Source organism: Paraburkholderia diazotrophica, assembly GCF_900108945.1.
In the GTDB taxonomy this organism is placed as follows: Bacteria; Pseudomonadota; Gammaproteobacteria; order Burkholderiales; family Burkholderiaceae; genus Paraburkholderia; species Paraburkholderia diazotrophica.
The window spans coordinates 1-3,749 of the sequence record NZ_FNYE01000083.1 but is presented as its reverse complement, the minus strand read 5'-3'; the positions used below and the strand labels follow the sequence as shown (position 1 = coordinate 3,749).

Here is a 3,749-nt window from a genome sequence, read left to right as displayed (position 1 = left end):
TTGCTGCCGCCGCGCACTTCGGAGAGCGCCTTGACGGAGAGTTCTGCGTTGTGCGAGAGGTCTTTGATGGTCAGCGATGCCATGATGAATCTCCTGATGGTCTATGTTTCGGTTTAGGTAGAGCACGATTTGTTTGCGCTCGCGGCTATATACGCACAGGATGTGCCAAGCGTGGCCCGCGATTCGCCGATTATCTGTAAAGCACTGAAAATAAAGGCGCTTCGTTGAAGGAACCGTCGTTGACGGTGCTTTCCACAGCGATTCGCAGCGAACGACGGCGTGTGTTTCGCCAACAGGTTGTCGGATAGCTGTCTGTTTCGATCGAACAGTGCCCAATTCCGCAGCAATGACTGACTGCATTGCGGTGTAGAGAACCAGGTGATCAAGGGCGGAGCCCGAGAGCGGGGCCTCAGTGCGAAGAATGGAAAAATAGAAGAGTCTGCGCGATCTTCAATATCGCGCGCGGAGAATAGACGAGGATGCCACGCGTCGCCGGGCATGACGCGGTTCTATAGCCGGAGGTGCGTGTATCAGCTGCGATATGAGCTGAAAAGAAATGGAGCGACAGGTATGTGCAATGGCGCGCGTCGCCGACTGCGTGCCGCGCGGCGCCTATGGCGGACTGTATTCGCAGGTTTTTCTGGCGCAAACAAAGAAGCCCGCCAGACGGAGAACGGCCTGGCGGGCTGAAGCCGTCAGGGACAAGACCTGACGGTGTCTCTCGGACGAACGCTTGATAGTGACTCCGTCTCCTCTTTTGGTGCTTACCCCGTTTCGTCGTTCTGTCGCGAGTTATCGAATCTGATCTGGCGAAGCCAAAGTGGCCGCGCCAGGCAAGACAGTTGCAGCATGCTGGGGACTCAAAGCCCCTTCAGCCACTGCAGACCGCCGAAATTCTGGAGCGTGGGAATCACTACCTTCGTATCCGTCTGGATAACGGGCGCGACCACAATGGCCGGGCTGGCAAAGCCGCCACCGAAAGCAGCGTTCACGTTGCCGAAATTGAAGTTGCTGCCACCACGCACCGCGCCGCGCGCTCCGGCGGACAGTTCTGCATGATGCGAGAGGTCCCTGATCGTCAGCGAGGTCATGGTAGAACTCCTTGGATTGACGGGTGTTTCGATTTGGGAGAGCACGATTCATTGCGCCTTGAGGAACGGAGAATCGCGGCTCTCCCGGTCGGCACTTACGCGCCCTTGACGAACTGCAGGCCGCCGAAGTTCTGGATCGTCGGAATGTCGACCTTCGTGTCCGTCTGCGTGACAGGTGCCACGACGATAGCCGGGCTGGCAAAGCCGCCGCCGAATGCCGCGTTCGTATTGAAGGCGTTGTAGTTGCTGCCGCCGCGTACTGCCGACAGAGCGTCGACGGAAAGTTCTTCGTTATGCGAAAGATCTTTGATGGTCAGCGAAGTCATGATGAATCTCCTGATTAGGCGTGTTTCAGTGGGAAGAGCACGTTTCGTTGCGCTCGCTGCTACATATGCAGGGGTTGTGCCAGTCGTCGTATCGCGCTGCGTTAGCAGCGCCAAAGTCGTTGAAATAAAATAATATTCGCGTCTGAGAACGGCTCATCGGCGCGCTTTCGCCTCTGCCATCCAATAGCCCGAGTTTGGCGTCCGGCCAACAGTTGCGCGGGAAGCTGTCTGTTTGCGCCGAACACTTCGGCGACAGGATTGCATCAGCGCTGGCGACACGTACCGATTCACCCGACTGCCCCTTTCGCTCAATTCGCTGGCGCCAATGGGAGCGGTTCAAGTCCGCTCCCGATGATGGCGGGTGCAGCATCCGGTGACGACAGAAAGCGAATCAGCGCCGCCGCGCCAGCAGGATTCTTCGCATTGGCGCCGATGCCTCCCGAGTACACCGTGTACCTCTGCAATTCTGCAGGCAAGCTGCCGGCGAACGTCACGCCCTTTGCGGGCAACAGTTCGACGACCTGCTGGAATCCGATCTCGGCTCGCCCGTTCGCGACGGCATCAGCGACCTGCTGCGCGGGTATCATGCGGCTCTTGATCGCGATCCGTCCCGCAATGCCGAGACGCTCGAACAGTTCGCTACCGATATAGACACCCGTCGCGTTGTCTGGATAGACGATCGATTGCGCGGCGAGCAGTGTGCGCCGCAATGCGTCGATGGAACTGATATCCGGCTTTGGCTCGCCTTCGCGAACCACCATGCCGATTGCCGAGCGAGCGAAGTCCACCTTGCTGCCTGGCACGACCTTGCCAGCGTCGATCTGATCGTCGATCGCATAGCTGACCAGGATCAGCACGTCGGCCCATTCGCCGCGCGCAAGACGCACGGGGATCGCATTCGCGGCCTTGCCCGTCACGGGCCCCCAGACGGTGGTCAACGTGCGACCCGTCGTCTCCTGGAACTGCGGGCCCAGCTCGCGATAGGCCGACGCGAAGCCGCCCGAGATCATGACTTTCACGTCATCCGCCGATGCCGCGCCGCTGCCCAGCAACGTGCCCGCCATGCAGAGCGCGAGTACGCGAACCCTTAGCTTGCGGATAGTCACGGTCCCGCTCCATGTCAATGGGACGTCCTCTGGCGCTGTCGCATCGCACGCGGCGAACACCGCGGTTCGCGGACAACGCGTTCGTTCAATTCCGGGTTCGAGTTTAGGCCATTCCCGCTGCGCCACGGCGAATCGTCATCTGCGTGGCTGTACGCAGAACGTTGGCTCATTGCGATGCGCGAGATTGTCGTTGACGAGGGTTTAGGCAAGAGGTCTTTCAGGAACGAGGCGGAATGCGGCGCCAGGTCGCCGCGACGATCAGCAGAAACAGCACATACACGGCTACGAAAACCCAGGCTGGCAAATCGTAATACAGCAGGGCACTCACCCAGCGCTGTACGAATCCCTGTGGACCGGTCGCCCCCGTGCGCAGCCAGTCCTCGATGACGGTTAGCGGGCACGGCACGCCAAGAACTGCCAGCACCGCGACAATACCGATGGCCGCAAGGTGGACGATCCGGAAAGCGCGGTTGCGCACCCAATTGCGCTTCAAGGCGGCGCCGACCCAAATTGCGATCAGCCCGCCGACAATGAACATGACGATCAGCGTGTGTAGTACAAGTACCGTATTGGCGAGCCAGATCACGATGTTCGATAGCTGTCGACGGGGCGGTGCCAGGTTAAGGGCGGCCGGGCAGATTCCGCCTCACGCAGGCCCGCCAGTAAGGCTGTGAATTCCACGGCCTTTTATGAGGGTCTGTGAGTGTTGACGCATGCCACGCTCGCCGAAACGGCGTACGACCGTCGGCGTGTGGCTTTGCATTTCTATGAGTGTAAAAGCGCTCGTCATTGAACGCACGAGACCTGCGGCGGACGGCAAACGTAAACTGCCACAGCGGTGACACGTTTTGCGTAGGTGCGTTGCACCAGCAGCGCCGGCCAGCGGCAGGGTAAAAACGCGCCGCTGTAAACGGCCACGGCCCCGCCTTTTGAGGGGCGGGGCCGGGACTGGGGTGAGGAGCCTGACGATTACCTACTTTCACACGGGCAATCCGCACTATCATCGGCGTGGAGTCGTTTCACGGTCCTGTTCGGGATGGGAAGGGGTGGGACCGACTCGCTATGGTCATCAGGCATGACGGGTTGCTGCGTCGCGCTTTGCACTCGCGCCGCAGCCAATCGGGAAGAAGTGTGATGTAAAGAGGGGTTGTGTTGTCTGGCACAACACCGATCTCAGTTCCTGTGTGCTACCCCCTTCGGGGGCGGGGTCCTGGTAAATGCTGAAG

Annotated in this window: 4 protein-coding genes and 1 rRNA gene; all 5 read right to left on the bottom strand. The window is 59.9% G+C overall.

The window, feature by feature from the left end; translation table 11 throughout:
- Window positions 1-860 precede the first annotated feature (860 nt).
- Entirely contained in the window at window positions 861-1,091 is a 231-nt protein-coding gene (locus BMW76_RS39615) for a hypothetical protein (RefSeq protein WP_090874121.1), read from the bottom strand.
- A 95-nt stretch (window positions 1,092-1,186) separates the two neighbouring features.
- Window positions 1,187-1,417, bottom strand: a complete 231-nt coding sequence (locus tag BMW76_RS39610; RefSeq protein WP_090874120.1) for a hypothetical protein — start codon at window positions 1,415-1,417, stop codon at window positions 1,187-1,189.
- A 308-nt stretch (window positions 1,418-1,725) separates the two neighbouring features.
- Window positions 1,726-2,481: a substrate-binding domain-containing protein gene (locus BMW76_RS39605; RefSeq protein ID WP_090874119.1), complete on the bottom strand. Its 756-nt coding sequence runs from the start codon at window positions 2,479-2,481 to the stop codon at window positions 1,726-1,728.
- 259 nt (window positions 2,482-2,740) lie between these two features.
- Window positions 2,741-3,109, bottom strand: a complete 369-nt coding sequence (locus BMW76_RS39600) for a DUF2784 domain-containing protein (protein ID WP_090874118.1) — start codon at window positions 3,107-3,109, stop codon at window positions 2,741-2,743.
- 374 nt (window positions 3,110-3,483) lie between these two features.
- Window positions 3,484-3,597: ribosomal RNA gene (gene rrf, locus BMW76_RS39595) — 5S ribosomal RNA — on the bottom strand.
- Window positions 3,598-3,749 lie beyond the last annotated feature (152 nt).

Coding starts and splice junctions, on each gene's coding strand:
- BMW76_RS39615 (WP_090874121.1), bottom strand. CDS start 1,091: ATGACCTCGCTGACGATCAGGGACCTCTCGCATCATGCAGAACTGTCC.
- BMW76_RS39610 (WP_090874120.1), bottom strand. CDS start 1,417: ATGACTTCGCTGACCATCAAAGATCTTTCGCATAACGAAGAACTTTCC.
- BMW76_RS39605 (WP_090874119.1), bottom strand. CDS start 2,481: ATGGCGGGCACGTTGCTGGGCAGCGGCGCGGCATCGGCGGATGACGTG.